This window comes from Vibrio cionasavignyae (genome assembly GCF_050337155.1).
Taxonomy (GTDB): Bacteria; Pseudomonadota; Gammaproteobacteria; order Enterobacterales; family Vibrionaceae; genus Vibrio; species Vibrio nomapromontoriensis.
Genome location: NZ_JAKJSR010000009.1, coordinates 535297 through 552581, shown reverse-complemented (window position 1 = coordinate 552581; position 17285 = coordinate 535297). Strand labels below are relative to the sequence as shown.

Here is a 17285-nt window from a genome sequence, read left to right as displayed (position 1 = left end):
TATGATCATATCTGAATTAACCACTTTTCTTTTGCCGCTTATGGTTGCCTCAGTACTTGGCGCAACTGTTGGTGTCGAACGACAGTGGCATCAACGAATGGCTGGTTTGAGAACCAATGCGCTGGTGTCACTGGGTGCTGCCAGTTTCACTTTGATGTCAACGCTCGAAGTCAATGACGCCAGTCCTACACGTATCGCGGCTCAAGTCGTTTCAGGGATAGGTTTTCTTGGTGCAGGGGTCATCATGAAAGAAGGAGCCAATATCCGCGGGCTCAATACTGCCGCTACGTTATGGTGCTCGGCAGCCATTGGGGTAATGGCTGGTGTGGGGCAAAACACGGGTGCTTTCACAGTTGCACTCATGGTGCTTGCCACCAATACGCTGCTACGCCCACTTGTCTCTGCGATAAACCAACGCCCTAATCTTCATACGCAGCAAGATGAAAGCTGGTGGCGGTATCACGTGGAAGTCATGTGTCATCATCAAGAGGAGCCCTATGTTAGGGCGTTATTATTGCAAGGCGCGTCGGATGGTATTTTACAACTTCAAAAACTCGACAGCGAAAGCATTCAAGGTGAAGAAGTGTCTCAGGTACGTGTGTACTCATCCATTCTTGTTAATAAGAGAACGGATCACAACATCGAAAAGATCGTTGGGCGCTTGAGTTTAGAACCCTCGGTTTCATCGGCTTGTTGGCAGGTATCGGAAGCTTAATTTATTAATATTACACGCTAGGGCATCCCAACTAAAATAGGAGAGTAAACGCAGTGATTCGTTCACTCTCCTATTTACCTCAAATTAAGCCCATTATTAGCCAAGTACAACCGGAGCATGGAGCTTACCGATAACAAATATCAACGTAAAAATGATGCAAGTTAGTGACGTTAAGATAGCGCGAGATTGTCGACTTTGGTGAGGTCTGAAGACCAACATTGCACTGCCCACGTAAGCGATAAAAAGTATGAATTTTTCGGTCAACCAAGGATCAACAAATGGGTATTGTTTAATCGTCAGACACAATAACAAGGCACTGATAAGCATCATAAACGTTAATAGCTGATGCATCGCAAGTGCAAACTTGTTTTCAATGAGGGCCGACGCATTAAAGCCCCACATCGCCCTTAATAAAAAACTAATGAAGCTAAGTAAAACAAGTGCAACATGTGCCTTTAAGATCAGAGAGTACATAACTATCCTTAACACTATCTTTACATTCAAACGTGCGTTTAAGGTATGCAATAGGGGTAAAGAGTTCTTTGATGTAAATCAAATGTTTCTCTTTTGTTTCTCTTCCGGATATTGGTTGCTGTTTTTTTGTTTCACCCACGCACTCAGACAATCGCTATTCGCACTCCGTTCTCTTTTTCTATAACTATACATCGAGCAAATGGCATCACGTTGATACGTTATTTTGCGCAATATTATCCATTCGAATATCAGATATTAAAGTCGCTCACTCTCCCACATCACTCGCATAGGCGAACAGGAAAAGACGATTACTGGAGGCTTTGTCACATTTCTACCAATATAAACTATTCAAAAATCGGGCAAGAAAATAGCGTAGGCACATTGCCGAGAAGAGCAAGTATCCCCTTACCATAAGCATTAGTTTTGCCCCCCGGAGAAACGAAATGACAATTAGAACATTGAATCCCTACACCAACCAAATCGAAAAGTCTTTCCCAATTATCGATAACACACAGGTCGAGCAAACACTTGGTCATGCGCATCATGCTCACCTGCAGTGGCAAGGCACATCGTATGCCGAACGAGCGGCGCTACTCATGAAAGTCGCTGATATTCTGGAAGCGAAAAGTGACGAATATGCCAAGCTAATGACGACAGAAATGGGCAAGCTTCATCGTGAAGGCGTTGCGCTTGAGCTTCCTCTCTGCGCACAAATCTGTCGATACTACGCGACGAATGCGGAACGATTTCTTGCGCCTGAGCCTATCGAAGGTGTGAGCGCTGGCTCCGCGTTTATCGAAAGCCGCCCTTTAGGGGTGATCTATGGTGTGATGCCTTGGAACTTCCCTTTTTATCAGGTGATTCGTTTTATCGCCCCTAACATAATGGCGGGCAACAGTGTGGTGTTTAAACACGCCTCCAACGTTCCTCAGTGTGCGCTAGCAATCACGGAATTGTTTGAACGAGCAGGCTTTCCTAAACACTTAGTCAACCACCTATTCATAGCGTCTAGCCAATCAGAGCTAATCATTGCAGACAAACGGGTACAAGGTGTTTCCCTTACAGGCAGTGAAAAAGCCGGTGCTAATGTCGCAGCTCTAGCGGGTAAACACCTGAAAAAAGTCGTGATGGAGCTAGGCGGCAATGATCCATTTATTGTCCTAGCTGATGCCGATATAGATAAAGCGGTAGAACTGGCTGCCATTGCCAAAATGTTCAATTCAGGGCAAGTGTGCATTAGCGCCAAACGCTTTATCGTAGACGATAGTGTCTATGATATTTTCATCGACAAATTCGCTTCCGCACTGGCAAGCTTAAAAGCGGGCGATCCGATGTTGGATGAAACAGGGTATGCGCCATTGGTGAATATTTCTGAACGAGACCAGTTGCTTTTACAAATACAAACCGCCGTGTCGCAAGGCGCCCAACTCATCGTAGGCGGAGAAGCAGAAGCTTTAGAAGGTGCATGGCTAAAACCAACCATTTTGGCTGGTATCACACCAGAAATGGATGTCTTTGACCAAGAGCTCTTTGGTCCGATTGCCGTGGTGTACCGAGTCAACTCAGAGCAAGAAGCCATTGAACTGGCAAATAATAGCTCTTACGGGCTCAGCTCTGCCGTAATATCACAAGACGCTGCACGAGCGCATCACGTCGCTAATCAATTGCATTGCGGCGCATCATTCATTAATACCTTCTCTATGTCAGAGGCTTGTTTGCCATTTGGCGGGATTAAAAATTCTGGCTTCGGTCGAGAGCTAGGGCGTCTTGGCATAGACGAATTCGTCAATAAAAAGCTTGTTCGAACATTATAAGAGATTCATCATCGCCCCTTTCGATTACGGTATATAGCGGTGAAGGGGCGATTTTTCTTAAATACTCACTCATTGCGAAAAATAATTCCCTCAACAAGGAAACAATTAGATACTTGCTCATGTATCGTTTATCTCATTGAGTACCAACCCTTGAAGAAAGCACTTTGCCTATCTTTACTGCTGCTAATTACTGGTTGCACGCCTTCTGGCTCATCACAAACTAATCCGTCCCAGCCCACGACCAATCCGGTTATTTCTCCCACAGAGAAGCAGGTTATTACTCAGTTGCTCAGCTATGTCGTCAAGCAAGGAAAAGCAAAATGGGGTGAAGATGACTTTGTGCAAGCGGGAAAGCACCGCTACGTAAAGTATCTAGATGGTTACCAAACTCGGGCTCATATTGATTTCGATAAAGGCAAGATATACGTCTCGACCATCGCTCAGAGTGACTCGCACAGCAAACTCAAGAAAGCCATCGTACAAACCTTACTTATGCCTGCAGACCCAAAAGATGCCGAGCTATTTAGCGACAAAGCCGCCGCTTTAAAAGGTAAACCGTTTTTACTTAATCAAGTTCTCGATCAAGATGGCAAAGCGATTGAGTGGCAATGGCGAGCAAACCGCTACGCTGATCATTTAATGACGCATCAGCTTAAACGCAAAAGCATAAAACGTGGCACTGCCTATTATGTTGAAATTACCATGGTTAAGAATCATCTAGAGCAGAGGGAATACCAATACGCCTCACTCATTCAAGCTGCGGCAAAACGTTATGGGTTAACTGAAGATCTGATTTACTCCATCATCAAAACAGAGAGTAGTTTTAACCCTTATGCGGTCAGCCATGCTGGCGCGTATGGGTTGATGCAGGTCATCCCTAAAACCGCTGGTGCTGATGTATTTAATTTGGTGAAAAAGAAACCAGGTATTCCAACCAAAGCGTACCTCTTTGATCCTGCCAACAACATCGATACTGGCGCGGCGTATTTTTACATATTGAAAAACCGTTACCTGCGTGAGGTCAAGCACCCAACGTCTCTGCACTTTAGTATGATTTCGGCCTACAACAGCGGTACCGGAGGTGTGCTCGCAACTTTTCATCGCGATAGAAAACAAGCGATGAACAAACTAAATAACCTCGCGCCAAAACAAGTTTATACCGCTTTGACTACGCAACATCCAAAAGATGAAGCGCGGCGATACCTGCAAAAAGTGCTGTATTTTCAAAAAGAATTCAACGAAACCACCCTATAGAACGGTCTCCTCATGACCCAAAACAGGAAAAGATCCGTGTAATGATCCTTTTCCTTTCTCTTTCAACCACTATTACAACTGTGTAATAGTCATTTTTAAATTAGCGGGATTATCAATATAAACCGTTCCAATACAATAGCGCCATTCCGTTTGTACTGAAGACTTAACCTTTAACGCAAACCCTATTTTTAGCAACGTCTATCACGATTGCTTGGGCTATTGGAGCACATCATGTCAAAAATCGTAGTCGTCGGCGGCGGTGCAGCCGGCCTTGAATTAGTGACCCGCCTTGGAAGAAGTTTTGGCCGTCGTGGGCAGCATGACATCGTTCTGATCGAACCTGCAAGCCATCACTATTGGAAACCTCGTCTGCACGAAATTGCGGCTGGCACTTTTGATTCCGAGCTCGATGCGGTTAGCTATTTACAACATGGCTATTGTAATCAATATCAAACCATCCAAGCATCAATGAGCCGTCTTGATCGCCAACGAAAAGAAATTGAAGTTCGTGACGCTCAAGGGCAAACCTCAATGGTCAATTACGACTATTTAGTGATTGCGGTCGGTGCCGTCAGTAATGACTTTAAAACCGAAGGCGTGAGTGAGCACTGCTTATTTCTCGACTCTGCGCAGCAAGCACAACAAGCATGGGAACAAATTAATCCTCTGCTGCGTGCTCAGGGTGAACACCACATCTCTATTGTGGGTGCTGGCGCAACAGGCGTAGAGCTTGCTGCAGAGCTTGCTAAGGTCAATGAAAAGCTTAATCGCTACCGCAACGACGCCAACTTAAAGGTAACGCTTATTGAAGCCTCTGAGCGAATTCTCCCAGCGGGCCCGGCTTGCATGTCTGAGAAAGTTCATAACGCTCTGGTAAAAAACGGTGTAGAAATCAAAACCAACACCCGAGTAAAACGAGCGGAGAGTGGCAAGTTGATCACAGCGAACGGAGAAGTCATTAATGCAAACTTGCAGTTATGGGCAGCAGGTATTAAGTGCGCACCGTGGCTGGCTCAGCTTGATGGACTAGAAACCAATCGCCTCAATCAGTTAAAAGTGAATGCGACCTTAACGACAACAGTAGACGACAGCATTTTTGTCATTGGCGACAGTGCTGAATGTCCACAACCCGACGGTAGCGTTGTACCGCCAAGAGCGCAAGCAGCAAATCAAGCCGCTGGGCACTTAGCGACACAGATAAAACGCAGGCTAAAAGGAAAAGAGATGAAACCGTTTGTATTTAATGACGGTGGCATGGTGATTGCGGTTGGGCACAACTATGCCGTGGGTAGCTTGATGAATAACAAACTCATTTTGCGCGGTCGCTTAGTTCGCAACCTATACGACACCATCTTCCGACTTCATCAACGTATTCTCTTTGGTTGGGGTCGAGTCACCGCTCTGGTTGTGCTAAAGCGATTGAAAGGCACACTCAACCCTTTTTACAAAAATAATATTTCATAATTTATTACTCATGAACTAACGAAGAGAAGACACCCACTTCTCTTCTTTCCTTGCTATGTTGGAACAACCATTATGTGGATGACGCTTCGCCAATCTTTACCTCTGCAGCTACTACTCTCTGCTGCGGCCGCTTGGGCTCTCGCAAGCTTACTGCCCTTGCCTAATGAAATTGCTCAGCAAAGTTGGTATCAACTGATTATGCTCGGTAAAACCACCTACCTTGGATTATTAAAAATGGTCGTTGGTATCGTTGTTATGCTGTCCTTATTGCAAGGTATTACCAGCATTGGCTCAACCATGCGCCTAAAGAAAATTGGCCGTTCCACGCTACTGTTCTATAGCTTCACATCGTTCATTGCCGTTAGCTTAGGTCTTGGTGCATCACTCATGCTGCCTGCTTGGCAGCCATTAGCAACCCCCGTTCCACTTAATGACAGTGTGCAACTGATCAATTCAGAAGCCACGACTGGCGGCGCTATTGCAGCAAAGCTAGTAAGCATGGCATTAGTAAACCCTGTCGCGGCGCTTGCTCAAGGGAACTTGCTGGCTATTGTCGTTTTTTCATTTATGTTGGGCGTGGCGCTGCTGGCCTCTTTACCTGAAAAGCACTCACTATTTGAAACGCTTTCTGGATTGAACAAAGGCATTACTACCATTGTAAGTGCGATTATTCGTTTAGCGCCCGTCGCCGTATTTTCAATCGTGTTTGAATTCACGGTTAATGGCAATAATGCTCTATTTCATCAGCTGGCTTTGTTTGCTTTACTCGTTTTTACCTTAACTGTCGTTCATGGCGCGATCGTACTGCCAAGCATTGCCAAATTCATCACTGGTATTCGCTACCGTCGTTTGTTCCGTGCGATATCCGCACCTATGGCTATGGCGTTTGCCACATCATCAAGCTCAGCGACGCTGCCTCTATCCATGCAAACGGCAGAACAGGAGCTGGGTGTTTCTCAAAGTACCAGCAGCATGGTATTGCCTCTCGGTGCGGTAATGAATATGGATGGAACCGCTCTATTTGAAGGGGTGGCGGCTATTTTCTTAGCGCAACTGTTTGGCGTTGATTTAACCACGACGGGCCTAGTGATGATTTTCATTATGGCGATGGTTTCCTCCATTGGTGCGCCGGGTATGCCATCAGGGTCCATGTCTGGTATGCAGATGGTATTGCTTGCGGCAGGCATCCCGTTGGAGGCCATTGCGATACTGCTTATCATTGAACGTCCGCTTGACACCTTTAGAACCGCAGTAAACGTTGAGGGCGATTTGATTGCATCACTTGTCATCGACAAATGGCAGCAAGAGCAACCAGCCTCTATCAAAGTCGCAGGTAAACAGTGCCTAAATTAGTCACGTTAATACGTGCTATTTCTTATAAGTATATTGCTAATATCGGGTTGTAGGCTTCGGCCTACACCCGTGCTTTGATAACAGACAAGATGGATACCAATACTAAGGGAAGCCTTGTCCCTACTAGCATCACAACAGCATAAAGATAGATTGGAGGTTGACGAATAAGCCCAAAAACTTCTGTTTTTGCATGCTAGTTTCAATCTGCCTTTTTAGCAGCTTATTTTGCAAATATAGACGTTGTGTATGAAAGGAGATATTTGCAAAATGAGCCGATATGTTTCAACTATCAGTGCATGGCATTTTCAGTACACTGATCTATATTAGAATCTGTGATAGCTCACATTTAATTATGAAGTCGTGATTGACTCACTTTTAGTTCATGGGGAAAAACAATGAAAAAAACATCTCTCATTCTACTTTCATCAATACTTCTTTCTACTTCTGTCCTTGCTTCTGAAGGGGCTATCAACAAAGAAGCCATGCAAACAACCGCAGGCGGATTTCAAGGCCCATCTGAAAATGACACATTAAGTAGTGTCGAAGAAGTCATGAATGCCGGATGGTTAACTGATGGCAACAAAGTGACCCTAGTCGGCCATATCGTTAAATCGATGGGAAATGACGTCTATACCTTCCAAGACAGTACCGGTCAGATGCCGATTGAAATAGAAGCGGATGAATGGGGCGGCCAAACCGTTACACCAAAAGACAAGGTAAAAATCTATGGTGAAATCGAGAAAAATGACAGCGATGTGGCAGTTGAAGCAGATTCGGTGCACATCCTAAAATAACCAACCCATCATCCTAATACGCTCTACATGCCATGCTTAGTGTACTATCGCCAAAGCATGGCATCATTTCATGCTCACTGCTCACTGCTCACTGCTCACTGCTCACTGCTCACCACTGCTTAGTAATGCGATTCTCTACTCTCTACCAGCGTAACCGCCGACAAAACAAACAGACTTTGTGAACATCAATCATCCCATCACACACAACGTGACAACGATCACACAAAGACTCTAAAACCAATACGCTTTACATGGATAATGTGCCCCAAGCACCTCCTGCTATTCATACAAGACCTAAAGAGTAACGTCATGAAAGAAATCGCATTCCGCTGGATTGATAAGTATTTGATCAACGTAACGATCAGAGAGAACTTTCTCATTCTTTTTTTTGCACCAGTCCTTACCATTCTTATCATCAGTTCAACGCTAATCAGTGCATCAGACAGTCAGCTGCAACGCTTACAGCAGCAAAACATGAACACCGTCGCGAGCCTCATCGTAGAATCTGAACTGTCGGAAAATGACGTCCGTCGTATACTTTCAGGCAGTCACATACAAATTGGTCACTACAGTACTGAGAGTATCTCAGTACCCGGCGCTACATACAGCCTGACAAGTGCTGAACAACCAAGCTTGCTTTCATCACTCACCATCACACATATCAGCGTCATTTTAGTTTCGTGCCTCTTTATTGCGCTATGCCTCTACTACATCATGACCTTTATGGGTGGCGCGCTCTACAATATTTACGACGCTGTTTTGCGCCTTGCTGATGGCGATTTGTCCTATCGAATTGGTCATGCGCCTGCACGTAATGATTTCAACTTAATCGCAAGAACCGTGGATCGCGTCTCTACTCGTGAGCAGCAGCTAGTCAAAGCGACGCAAGAAGCCATTGCTCTAGTTCAACAGATTAGCTCCGACCTACGCCAGCGTAGCCAAGCGAACCAACAACTCACTCACGACCAACAAGAAAGAATTGACTCATTGGCCAGTGCTACCGAACAGATGGCCGGCTCCATTCGTGAAGTGGCTAGTCATGCACAAGGCACCTCCAGCCAAACGAACCAAGCAACCAAAGCGACCGCTCAGGGGCTGGATAACGTCAGCCAAACATTACATGCAATTAACCAATTAGGCTCAGAAATTAACAGCGCAGCTGAAGCCGTAGCCGAGTTAGACAGTAACACCACGCAAATTGATGATGTTGTCACCACCATCAATGCTATTTCTGAACAAACCAATTTACTGGCATTAAACGCGGCTATTGAAGCGGCACGCGCAGGCGAGCAAGGCCGAGGTTTTGCGGTAGTTGCCGATGAAGTCCGCACCCTAGCTGGCAGAACGCAAACCGCGACCGTCGAAATTAAGAAGATGATTGAGGCGCTGCAAACCAACAGCCAAGGTTTAATGACCGTCATGCACCAAACGGTGAACAACGCAGAGTCCAGCGAGCAACTCATGAACTCGGTTAACAATGATATCAACCACATCGCAGAGCAAAACCAATACATCTCCGATCGAAGCATTGAAATTGCCGCCGCTGCCGAAGAGCAAGGTGTTGTCGCTGACAATATTGCCTCAGATGTCGAGCAAGTTCGCGCCCAGTCACAACGAGTCGCCGACATGGTGACGTACTCAAACAACGAAATACAACGCTTAAATCAGCAAGCCGACGCGCTTGAAGCGCTTATGGTGGGGCTTAAAGTCTAGCGAGTCAACGGCATACCCACCCTAAACGAGGGTGTGCCGTTTTACTATTAACCGCTATCTTGATTATAACTTCCGTGCTCTTGCTATCAGTACTTCATGTGACATGATTTACAACCTCTTCATTCTTTCCTGAACACACCCCACTCCAATTTCGAGTCAGATCACAGCCCATCCCATTCCCGCCTAAACGGATCAGCCTATCTTCTGCAATATCGTGAGATCTAACCTAATAATCGTAAAATCCGCCAATATTCATCAGCAAAAGCAATGTTAAATTAAATGCATATATAAATCATAAAACGTCATTTATGAGGCAAACGGATGAACATGTATGAAAGGATTTCTAAGCGTAACAATTATAATAATTCTGTTCTCGCTGACATAATAAATAGCTCTGAGTTAGGTCGACACATCAAACATATTCAATTTGATTTTGATAATCGTAACATACCTAATCTACCTAAAAAATCAAAACACAATAACCACATAGAATATAATGACTCAAAAAACCCAAATAGCCACCAACCCAATGTTGGCAATTACACCATATACAGTTCAACACCACTATCAAGCGAAGAAAAAAACAAAGTAAATAAAAAAATAAAATCGTTGGCAGAGCAATATTTTGTACAATCAAAATATAACGATAACTTCAAGCACCCTCCTTCTTTGATCGGTGTTAGTCACATATCGCAAAACATACACGAATTAATTATAAAATCATCAACATCAGACGCACCGGTATTTATTCATGGCGCTACTGGTACGGAAAAGCTATCTGTCGCCAGCAATATCCACTTTTCCAGTAAGCGGCAACACCTTCCTTTTATCGAGGTCAACTGCTTAACGATAAAAGATAAATTTGATGATGAAATTTCCTATCTCGCTCGTACGGTTAAAGACGGAACGATATACCTTAGTGAAATAGACTACTTAACACCTTCTCAACAGAATAAACTCCTTTCTCTTTTGTTACAACAAACCAATGGCATTTGGAAGGACACGAGATTAAGTCATAACATTAGAATTATATCTTCCTCTTCCACAGCTTTAATCGACCTTATTCAAACCTCTGATTTCAACCCGTTTTTGGCAAAGAGGCTCGATTTTCTCACGATAGACTTGCCCCGCCTGAATGAAAGGCGTGAAGATATCCCAACGATCATTCAATCTATCCTCCTTAACGGCAGCTTAACCGACGGGAAAAACGTCACAATCACACCTTGCGGTATGAGCTATCTTCGTAGCTTTGATTGGGAGGGTGATAATGACCAACTTCACAAATCCATTATTAAAATTGTGACATTCAGGAAAAGTAATACCATCGATATTGAAGACATCAAAGCTGTCTTGAAACGAACTGAGACCTACCATTTTTCCAATCAAACCATCATAAATAAATGCTCGATAATACATTACATCTTCAATAAAGAGTTTGACCGTTTTAAACACCTACACCCAAGTGTACAGAATGCAATTCTATATTTATCCGATAATTTCAATAGCGATATCACTCTCCATGAGCTAGCCAGCCATTCATATGTTAGCGCATCTCACCTTTCGTATTTGTTACGAGACAGCCTAAATAGGACTTTCAAACAAATTCTAATCGAATTAAGAATAGAATCAGCCAAAAAGTTATTTAGTGATAATCCACAACTCAATGTAACGCAAGTATGCCTAGACTCCGGATTTAATGACTTAAGTAACTTCGAAAAAACATTCAAAAAATACACATTATTAACACCCAGGCAATACAGAAAAGAATGTAGAGAAAAAACCAATTACAAACTACGAATGGTTATTTAGTCCGAAAAACGAATACATTGCTCCAAGAATAAAATAAACGGAGAGACAACAATATCAGCATGAATGAACAAACCTATTTATTTAGTAACACAAGAAAACTTACAACAACGAAAGGGAAAACAATGCCAAATACTGTCAACTCTGCGATCACCGACTCAGTCACACAAGTTAATACGCTTGTTGTTGGGGAAGCTCCAGCCACTGCAACGGGAAACCTGATGATGGCAACAAGCCAAGCGATTGCAACGTCAGGTCAAAACTTAGTGACCGGGCAACAACAAGCGAACGTCATGTGGCAATCCGCCACCGTTCAAGGCGTTAACGCATTACTCAATACTGGCGAGGCCGTCACTGGCACCGTTAGTGGACAAATTATCAACCGAGGTTAACCCCTCATCAATCACACCTAAAAAGGAAACATCATGCCTCAATATGTTAACTCACAAATCACTGACTCGGTGACACAAGTCAACACTAAAGTCATAGGCGATGCGCCAGCAACTGCAATGGGAAATCTAATGTTGGCAACTAGTCAAGCCCTAGCAGTTAGTGGCCAAAACTTAACGACAGGTCAACAACAAGCCAATGTCATGTGGCAAGCCGCGACAGTGCAAGGGGTCAATGCTTTACTCAATACTGGCGAAGCAGTAACTGGTGCAGTAACAGGCCAAATTATTAGCCGCGGGTAAACGTTAAATACAATCGATATTCATCTAAATAACCAAAATGGTCGTAAACGACACATATTCGTCAACAAAAATCGACCCACTTAAAAAGGAAATAGCTATGCCAGATCAAGTTAACGGTGCCATCACGGATTCAGTCACTCAAGTGAACACAAAAGTACTAGGGGATACTCCTGCAACGGCAATGGGCAATTTAATGCTGTCAACAAGCCAAGCGCTTGCAGTTAGCGCTCAAAACCTAACCACAGGTCAACAACAAGCAAACGTTATGTGGCAAGCCGCCACGGTACAAGGTGTCAACGCATTACTAAATACAGGTGAAGCGGTTACGGGTACGGTCACTGGTCAGATCATTAGCCGCGGCTAGTTTCAGTACGTAACATTATTAACTCAACAACCATAAGTAAGAGGGAACTCATATGTCAATTGATACCGTAAATGGTGCAATCACGGATTCTGTTACACAGGTCAACACTAAAGTGTTAGGCGACACGCCAGCAACCGCTATGGGCAACTTGATGATGTCCACAAGCCAAGCCCTCGCAGTCAGTGGCCAAAACCTTACAACAGGCCAACAACAAGCGAATGTGATGTGGCAAGCGGCTACCGTTCAAGGGGTGAACGCCCTATTAAACACAGGTGAAGCTGTGACAGGCAAAGTGTCAGAGAACATCATCGCAACAAGATAGAACAAGAGCGATGGCATGGCTGTTTTCAGCACGCTTATCGCACACTAACCAATTGAAACAACCCATCAACGGCGCGCAAGTGCGGTGAAGCCGAGGTTCATTATAAACGCGAAACCACGTGATTATACCGACCAATGTTCAGCCCACTTCAGCGTGTCATTGAAAACATAAAACACAAAGAGGACACCACTATGGTAGCAACCGTCGATCCTGCAATTACGGACTCTGTAACACAAGTCAACACAAAAGTACTAGGCGACACTCCAGCAACGGCAATGGGCAACCTGATGATGGCCACAAGCCAAGCGTTGGCAGTCGGTGGACAAAATCTAGTCACAGGCCAACAACAAGCAAATGTGATGTGGCAAGCCGCCACGGTTCAAGGGGTAAATGCACTCCTCAATACGGGTGAAGCCGTGACGGGTGTGGTATCAGAGAACATTATTGCGCGCCGATAAGCACCGGCTATGAACAAAAATAACCTTAGCTAACCACTAGCTAAGCATTACAGCACGGAACGTTGAGCTCTGTGCTGTAACTTCTCAACTCACACATTGTCACCACAACGGTATGTTCAGCGCACATGGGTCACGAGAAGTAGGTTCACAAGACTGGAAATTTACGGCGAATTAGTTAAGGAGCGACAACATGAATTCACTCATTGCAAAAAAATCGAAGAATAAAACACAAGATATCGCAGACAAATCCATAGCCCAATCAGGGGCACTCGCAGTGCAAGATGCAGCCAATAACATGCGGGATATGAACACCTTACTGTCTACTGCCTCTGGGGTCGCATTGGCAAATTACATTGAAACGGGTGACCCAAGCTATCTCGATGCTCTCAAACAATTAAATGAGCAAGCAAAAGCGGCGAAAGGCAACTTTATCGACTTGTACAGCAGCGTAACTAAAACAGAGAAAAAACTGTAACGTATAGGAGTAATACCCATGTTTAATGAAGAAAAACTGGCAGCAAAGGCCATAGAAGGCGGCCTTCATGCGGTGACAGGCGGAGGTGAAAGCAGCAAAGAAAACACATCATCAAAGCTGGAAAACTCAGAAGAGTATTCCGAGGCCATGGTAGACACGATATTCGCCGATACGCTATCGCGAGGCATGCAGAATGCCATTACTTCCCAGCAAAATGCCCAAATGGCGTCTTCGACTTCCATCACAAGCGCTTGTGGTCGAATCTTAAATGCGCAAGCAGCATCTAAAAAAAAGCCCACACCAATCAAAAAATCAACAGCTGAAAATGTTGGTACTACCGCAAGCAACGCACCACGCAAAGAGTCAGGACCAATAAAAGCAAACGTCACCCCTATCAATTCAGCACCTTCTGAAAAACTAGCAACACAATTATCGAATACAGACGATACTGGTATTACCGCAAATCCAAACGATCGTCCAGTCTCTAAACATCATGCTGCGAATGGCAAAAATACAAAAATAGACAAAGCCAAACTCGCCACCGGTCTTATGTTTGCCACGTCCCTAGGGCTGATGACAGCCACTGGGGTACTTTATTTTTTCAGCTAACACACCTTCAACCATCAAGGATTTGTCATGACTCAAGCATCGAACCAGCCATCAAACCCAGAATCAAGCCAACCATTATCGATCCAACAACACGAAACGGGGCCCCTTCCCCCTTCCCAATCAGAAAGTGAACGCCACGCGCAACGAATTCATAGCGCCCAAGGTCTGCAGTCAACGCAGAACGACCATCCCCAAAGTGATGGCGGGTGGCTTCAGTTGCAAACCCAATTGTCACAAGTCACGGACGACATTCAAGAAGAGCTCGATAGCGTCACTCAAACGTTAAACCAACAGCTTCAATCTACTATGACTGAACTTAATAAAGTGCACGCCACGTTGTCTAAAGTGAATGCCAATCTTAAAGACTAATCATATCTTTGCCCTTTAAAAGCCCCCTGGTTGCCCACTTTGCAATCAGGTTTTTTTCCTCTCTAAGATTCGTTTCTACATATTTTGTTCGTTCCTCCGCACCGAAGCTAACACCTTACAGGGATAACAAAGACCCGAATAAGTTTCAGGCCGAGTTACAAACACGATATTTTATTAACTGGGTTAACAAGCTATTATTTAAACAAATCACTGTGTGGGTCGTCTGATACTACATGACCCGATGCGAACGCTTCTAGCTCGCGCGTTATTCCATATTCCAAGTCCTGCAGATGGATATCGTAACGCACCTTCGCGCCAACCACTCCAGAATCGGCTTGATGAACACGACGTATGGACTGCATGGAAGCATACCGAATCACATTCATAATATTTGCTCCTGACAACGTGTACTTATTTGCCAGTGTCGGCAAATCAATGCTCTCCTCTAATTGGGCGAAATCGGAGAATCCATTGCGCCACAATGCCAGTCGTTCCGGTTCGTCAGGAAGTGGGAAGTAAACCATAGATTCGAAACGGCGATAAAAGGCGTCATCTAAATTATCTTTTAAATTAGACGCTAAAATAGCGACACCATTAAACGCTTCGATACGTTGAAGTAAATAAGCGACATTTTGATTGGCAAATTGGTCATTCGCCGTATTGGCTTGGTTTCGCTTTCCAAACAAGGCATCGGCTTCATCAAACAACAAAATCCACTGCTTGTTTTCTGCCATGGAGAATACTTTTTCCAAGTTCTTCTCTGTCTCACCAATGTATTTTGACACCACCAGCGAGATATCAACACGATATACATCGCGCCCCGTTACGTGGCCAAGCAAACACGCCGTCAGTGTTTTGCCTGTACCGGGAGGGCCAAAAAATAATGCGCGATAACCTGGACGGATTTTTCCTTTAAAGCCCCATTGCGACGCAAGCCTGTCTCCATACGCAATATAGTCTTGAATTTCCTCAACCTGCTTCAATACTTTAGTCGGTAGGACGAGTTGGTCCCAATCGACATCAACATCGATATACCTTGCAGGAAACGAATCACTACACTCTGGGCGAAATGGCGTGGCAGTGGTAAATCGTTGCAGGGCTTCATCTGACAAACGTAAAGGAGCTTGCATCACACCAAGTGAGGATTCGACATTGAGTTCAATGACACCACGTAACGCTTGCAAATCAGGCGTGGTTGAGCGATTGTCATTTTGCAGCCCTTCCAAAAACAGCTGTATTTGAAAACGGCCAATGAGATCGCTACCCCCTAGCAAAAAGGCTAGTGTCTCTCCTGTTGGGTAGGCTCGTTCATGGTGCATGACCACACCAAATTCACTGAACGGCAAACCAGTATTATCATTTCTTAGCAACAACATCTCTAGCAAAGCAGGACGAATCTCACTCGCGACCGATAACGCCAATGCCATTCGAGCCAACGTGGATAGCCGGCTTTTCGCAATAAAGTCACTGTACGCACCCTTTTGCTGGGATTGATTAAATGCAGGCATGGCAGGTAAACAAACTGAATTGGCCGCACCATCGCGATACGCAGGATCGGCACTAAAAGACGTAGACCCTTGGCGGTTATCCACTGCCTCAAAATAAGCATGAAGGCGGGTATGAATGATCGATTCGCAACACGCCATTTCTTGCGTTAAATCCAACGCGTTTCCAAGTAATAACGGCGGTCCTAACACTTGTGTTTGGTCAAGAGAGTCGTTAGAAGAATAATCAAAAGAATAGTTTCGCATGTCAGTCCTTTTATTTCGTACTTACGATAGAGCAACATCGACGTAAATAGTCCACGCAATAAAAAAGGCCAGATGACAACGATCACCTAGCCTTTCGTATGCAAAATCACTATCGAAATCATGGGCTCATTAATGGGTTAGGTGGGTACTTTTAATGAAGGCTTTTAGCTCTTTTTTACTGCCCTTAAACTGGTCTAAATCCACATCACCGTCTATACCAGCCACCTCACCGGTTTGTGAGTATTGCCAAATCGTCCAACCTTGAGATTGCCACGGCTTGGGTAAAGTCTTGACTACGTCACTGTACTCTGCGATCCATAATGGGTAGTCCCTCAAGCGCGGGTCGGATAAATATTGCTGAGCAAAATCCAAGTCTGAGTAAATCATTGGGCGACGCTTCGTCGCCTTTTCAACGGTGGTTAACCATTGTAGTAACCCTGTTACTATCGCATCGGTGTCCTTTTCTCCAGTTACCTCCACATCCACAATAGGGGGCAAGTCTTTGGGTTGGAACGTCCCCACTACTTTTAAATAATTGTTAGCCTGTTTAACAGGATCATCTTGTGGGTAAAAAAAATGATACGCTCCTCTTATTAAGCTTTGCTCCTTCATTCCATTCCAATTAACGTTAAAGTCAGGGTCGATATAACTGACACCACCCGATGCTTTCGCTATCGAGAACTTGATGTCGTCTGTATCAACGGATTTCCAGATGATTTTCCCTTGATAATGGGAAACATCAATTCCCTTAATGATTCCAGAATGAGTGTTAACTCCGTGGGGAACAACCTTAAAAATCACCCCACTTATAATTAAAATAAAAACCGACAGTATTAATTTATAATCTATTTTCATTCG

General features: G+C 44.5%; 19 protein-coding genes. 16 read left to right on the top strand and 3 right to left on the bottom strand.

The annotated features are described in order from the left end of the window. Position 1: 1 nt before the first annotated feature. The gene (locus L4D74_RS03095) at positions 2–715 is read left to right on the top strand and encodes an MgtC/SapB family protein (protein ID WP_265677808.1); all 714 of its coding nucleotides are present in this window, start codon (positions 2–4) and stop codon (positions 713–715) included. Positions 716–811: 96 nt separating this feature from the next. Here the strand turns inward: L4D74_RS03095 and L4D74_RS03090 are convergent, their stop codons facing one another. After that, positions 812–1189, bottom strand: coding sequence for a SirB2 family protein (locus L4D74_RS03090; RefSeq protein WP_428750646.1), 378 nt, complete (start codon positions 1187–1189; stop codon positions 812–814). A gap of 443 nt (positions 1190–1632) precedes the next feature. On the opposite strand from L4D74_RS03090, the gene L4D74_RS03085 reads away from it, so the two are divergent. The 15 genes from L4D74_RS03085 to L4D74_RS03015 all read left to right on the top strand — a co-directional run bounded on the left by L4D74_RS03085 (position 1633) and on the right by L4D74_RS03015 (position 14676). Further along, entirely contained in the window at positions 1633–3003 is a 1371-nt protein-coding gene (locus L4D74_RS03085) for an NAD-dependent succinate-semialdehyde dehydrogenase (protein WP_428750645.1), read from the top strand. 150 nt (positions 3004–3153) lie between these two features. Then, complete coding sequence (mltC, locus tag L4D74_RS03080; protein ID WP_428750644.1) at positions 3154–4257, top strand: membrane-bound lytic murein transglycosylase MltC; 1104 nt, start codon at positions 3154–3156, stop codon at positions 4255–4257. Positions 4258–4488: 231 nt separating this feature from the next. Further along, positions 4489–5721 carry an NAD(P)/FAD-dependent oxidoreductase gene (locus tag L4D74_RS03075; RefSeq protein ID WP_428750643.1) on the top strand — a complete coding sequence of 411 codons (1233 nt, stop codon included), beginning with the start codon at positions 4489–4491 and terminating at the stop codon, positions 5719–5721. Between the two features lie 72 nt (positions 5722–5793). Further along, a complete protein-coding gene (locus tag L4D74_RS03070; protein WP_428750642.1) occupies positions 5794–7074 on the top strand; it encodes a dicarboxylate/amino acid:cation symporter in 1281 nt (426 codons plus the stop codon). A 395-nt stretch (positions 7075–7469) separates the two neighbouring features. Further along, on the top strand, positions 7470–7868 hold the full coding sequence (locus L4D74_RS03065; RefSeq protein WP_428750641.1) for a YgiW/YdeI family stress tolerance OB fold protein: 399 nt from the start codon (positions 7470–7472) through the stop codon (positions 7866–7868). A 309-nt stretch (positions 7869–8177) separates the two neighbouring features. Next, a complete protein-coding gene (locus tag L4D74_RS03060; protein WP_428750640.1) occupies positions 8178–9581 on the top strand; it encodes a methyl-accepting chemotaxis protein in 1404 nt (467 codons plus the stop codon). A 321-nt stretch (positions 9582–9902) separates the two neighbouring features. Then, a complete protein-coding gene (locus L4D74_RS03055) occupies positions 9903–11390 on the top strand; it encodes a helix-turn-helix domain-containing protein (protein ID WP_428750639.1) in 1488 nt (495 codons plus the stop codon). Between the two features lie 122 nt (positions 11391–11512). Continuing rightward, a complete protein-coding gene (locus L4D74_RS03050) occupies positions 11513–11779 on the top strand; it encodes a RebB family R body protein (protein WP_428750638.1) in 267 nt (88 codons plus the stop codon). 33 nt (positions 11780–11812) lie between these two features. After that, entirely contained in the window at positions 11813–12079 is a 267-nt protein-coding gene (locus L4D74_RS03045; protein ID WP_428750637.1) for a RebB family R body protein, read from the top strand. Between the two features lie 97 nt (positions 12080–12176). Further along, positions 12177–12443 (top strand): RebB family R body protein, encoded by a 267-nt coding sequence (locus L4D74_RS03040; RefSeq protein WP_428750636.1) that lies wholly within the window; start codon positions 12177–12179, stop codon positions 12441–12443. A 52-nt stretch (positions 12444–12495) separates the two neighbouring features. After that, a complete protein-coding gene (locus tag L4D74_RS03035) occupies positions 12496–12765 on the top strand; it encodes a RebB family R body protein (protein ID WP_428750634.1) in 270 nt (89 codons plus the stop codon). Positions 12766–12956: 191 nt separating this feature from the next. Then, the gene (locus tag L4D74_RS03030; RefSeq protein WP_428750633.1) at positions 12957–13223 is read left to right on the top strand and encodes a RebB family R body protein; all 267 of its coding nucleotides are present in this window, start codon (positions 12957–12959) and stop codon (positions 13221–13223) included. A 190-nt stretch (positions 13224–13413) separates the two neighbouring features. Next, positions 13414–13698 carry a hypothetical protein gene (locus tag L4D74_RS03025; protein WP_428750632.1) on the top strand — a complete coding sequence of 95 codons (285 nt, stop codon included), beginning with the start codon at positions 13414–13416 and terminating at the stop codon, positions 13696–13698. Between the two features lie 18 nt (positions 13699–13716). Further along, a complete protein-coding gene (locus tag L4D74_RS03020) occupies positions 13717–14307 on the top strand; it encodes a RebB family R body protein (RefSeq protein ID WP_428750630.1) in 591 nt (196 codons plus the stop codon). Between the two features lie 27 nt (positions 14308–14334). Continuing rightward, positions 14335–14676 carry a hypothetical protein gene (locus tag L4D74_RS03015; RefSeq protein WP_428750629.1) on the top strand — a complete coding sequence of 114 codons (342 nt, stop codon included), beginning with the start codon at positions 14335–14337 and terminating at the stop codon, positions 14674–14676. Positions 14677–14870: 194 nt separating this feature from the next. On the opposite strand, the gene L4D74_RS03010 is transcribed toward L4D74_RS03015, so the two are convergent. Both L4D74_RS03010 and L4D74_RS03005 read right to left on the bottom strand, forming a co-directional pair. Next, positions 14871–16427 carry an ATP-binding protein gene (locus tag L4D74_RS03010; RefSeq protein WP_428750628.1) on the bottom strand — a complete coding sequence of 519 codons (1557 nt, stop codon included), beginning with the start codon at positions 16425–16427 and terminating at the stop codon, positions 14871–14873. Positions 16428–16556: 129 nt separating this feature from the next. Next, on the bottom strand, positions 16557–17282 hold the full coding sequence (locus tag L4D74_RS03005; protein ID WP_428750626.1) for a glycoside hydrolase family 25 protein: 726 nt from the start codon (positions 17280–17282) through the stop codon (positions 16557–16559). Positions 17283–17285 lie beyond the last annotated feature (3 nt).

Bases quoted from the DNA above. Each gene is read 5' to 3' on its own strand.
- L4D74_RS03095 (WP_265677808.1), top strand. From the start codon at position 2: ATGATCATATCTGAATTAACCACTTTTCTTTTGCCGCTTATGGTTGCC.
- L4D74_RS03090 (WP_428750646.1), bottom strand. From the start codon at position 1,189: ATGTACTCTCTGATCTTAAAGGCACATGTTGCACTTGTTTTACTTAGC.
- L4D74_RS03085 (WP_428750645.1), top strand. From the start codon at position 1,633: ATGACAATTAGAACATTGAATCCCTACACCAACCAAATCGAAAAGTCT.
- L4D74_RS03075 (WP_428750643.1), top strand. From the start codon at position 4,489: ATGTCAAAAATCGTAGTCGTCGGCGGCGGTGCAGCCGGCCTTGAATTA.
- L4D74_RS03070 (WP_428750642.1), top strand. From the start codon at position 5,794: ATGTGGATGACGCTTCGCCAATCTTTACCTCTGCAGCTACTACTCTCT.
- L4D74_RS03065 (WP_428750641.1), top strand. From the start codon at position 7,470: ATGAAAAAAACATCTCTCATTCTACTTTCATCAATACTTCTTTCTACT.
- L4D74_RS03060 (WP_428750640.1), top strand. From the start codon at position 8,178: ATGAAAGAAATCGCATTCCGCTGGATTGATAAGTATTTGATCAACGTA.
- L4D74_RS03055 (WP_428750639.1), top strand. From the start codon at position 9,903: ATGAACATGTATGAAAGGATTTCTAAGCGTAACAATTATAATAATTCT.
- L4D74_RS03050 (WP_428750638.1), top strand. From the start codon at position 11,513: ATGCCAAATACTGTCAACTCTGCGATCACCGACTCAGTCACACAAGTT.
- L4D74_RS03045 (WP_428750637.1), top strand. From the start codon at position 11,813: ATGCCTCAATATGTTAACTCACAAATCACTGACTCGGTGACACAAGTC.
- L4D74_RS03040 (WP_428750636.1), top strand. From the start codon at position 12,177: ATGCCAGATCAAGTTAACGGTGCCATCACGGATTCAGTCACTCAAGTG.
- L4D74_RS03035 (WP_428750634.1), top strand. From the start codon at position 12,496: ATGTCAATTGATACCGTAAATGGTGCAATCACGGATTCTGTTACACAG.
- L4D74_RS03030 (WP_428750633.1), top strand. From the start codon at position 12,957: ATGGTAGCAACCGTCGATCCTGCAATTACGGACTCTGTAACACAAGTC.
- L4D74_RS03025 (WP_428750632.1), top strand. From the start codon at position 13,414: ATGAATTCACTCATTGCAAAAAAATCGAAGAATAAAACACAAGATATC.
- L4D74_RS03020 (WP_428750630.1), top strand. From the start codon at position 13,717: ATGTTTAATGAAGAAAAACTGGCAGCAAAGGCCATAGAAGGCGGCCTT.
- L4D74_RS03015 (WP_428750629.1), top strand. From the start codon at position 14,335: ATGACTCAAGCATCGAACCAGCCATCAAACCCAGAATCAAGCCAACCA.
- L4D74_RS03010 (WP_428750628.1), bottom strand. From the start codon at position 16,427: ATGCGAAACTATTCTTTTGATTATTCTTCTAACGACTCTCTTGACCAA.
- L4D74_RS03005 (WP_428750626.1), bottom strand. From the start codon at position 17,282: ATGAAAATAGATTATAAATTAATACTGTCGGTTTTTATTTTAATTATA.